The 1127-nt window shown below is 35.0% G+C and carries 1 protein-coding gene; it reads left to right on the plus strand.

Annotated features, from left to right (window positions below):
* Nucleotides 1–162: 162 nt before the first annotated feature.
* The coding region (locus tag RB298_RS20530) for an MFS transporter (protein ID WP_486048299.1) at nt 163–1127 on the plus strand (965 nt) is incomplete at its 3' end.

A 1127-nucleotide genomic window follows, 5' to 3' on the forward strand; every position in this document is an offset into this window, starting at 1 on the left:
TCCATCATATCACCCACTTTTATTTTACTTTTGGTTTTATAGTATCAAAAAAATCGATGGATAACATCGTGTTTTTCAATTTTACTGATAATAAGTTATGACTTAATATTAAGAACAATAGAAAACAGGATATTATTTGAAGATAATAGGGGTGATTAAGTTTTGAAACATATACACTATAGCTGGTTTATTCTGGTTATAACATTTTTTTCTATTATTATAGCCGGTATCGCCATGTCATCATCAGGGGTTTTTATAGAACCTTTCGAAAATGAATTTGGCTGGGACCGTTCTGTTATTGCACTAGCTTTTGCCATTAGTATGTTTTTATATGGTATATCAGGTCCATTTATGGCAGCATTACTTAATATAATTGGATTAAAAAGAATGATGATCATTTCTATGACAACTTTGCTGACTGGCATTATACTAACATTCATTATGAATCAATCATGGCAGATGATCATCATTTGGGGCTTTATTATTGGGCTAGGATCGAGCCTTTTTTTAACAGTGTTAAGTCCATATGTGGCGAATCATTGGTTTGAGAAAAGAAGAGGACTTGCAGTAGGAATATTAACGGCAAGTACAGCGACAGGTCAGTTAATTCTACTTCCTGTTTTGGCGGCTATTATAGAAAATTATTCGTGGCGCCCGGCACTTGGTTTAATTATGATCCTTAGTTTCCTTATGCTTATAATAATCCTCTTATTTATGAAAAACACACCAAAGGATGTTGGTCTTCTTCCCTATGGACTTGAACAAGAAGTACAAGGGAGTAATGAAAGACAACAGGAAAACCCTATTACTATAGCCTTCAAGGGTTTATTCGAAGCTGTGAAAGTGAAGGAATTTTGGTTATTAGCTGGAAGTTACTTTATTTGTGGGCTTTCAACGAACGGTTTAATTGGTACACATTTTGTTTCTTACTGTATGAGTTTTGGAATCCCTTTAGTTACAGCAGCTTCGTTTCTTTCGTTTATGGGAATTTTTGACCTGGTAGGAACAACTTTATCCGGTTGGCTATCAGATCGTTTCGATAATCGGTGGCTATTGTTTTGGTACTACAGCTTAAGAGGGGCTTCTCTTGTATTACTTCCTTATGCATTAATTGAAGGCTCTACGAC

Source organism: Priestia sp. BR_2 (genome assembly GCF_041954005.1).
In the GTDB taxonomy this organism is placed as follows: domain Bacteria; phylum Bacillota; class Bacilli; order Paenibacillales; family Paenibacillaceae; genus Paenibacillus_AQ; species Paenibacillus_AQ lautus_A.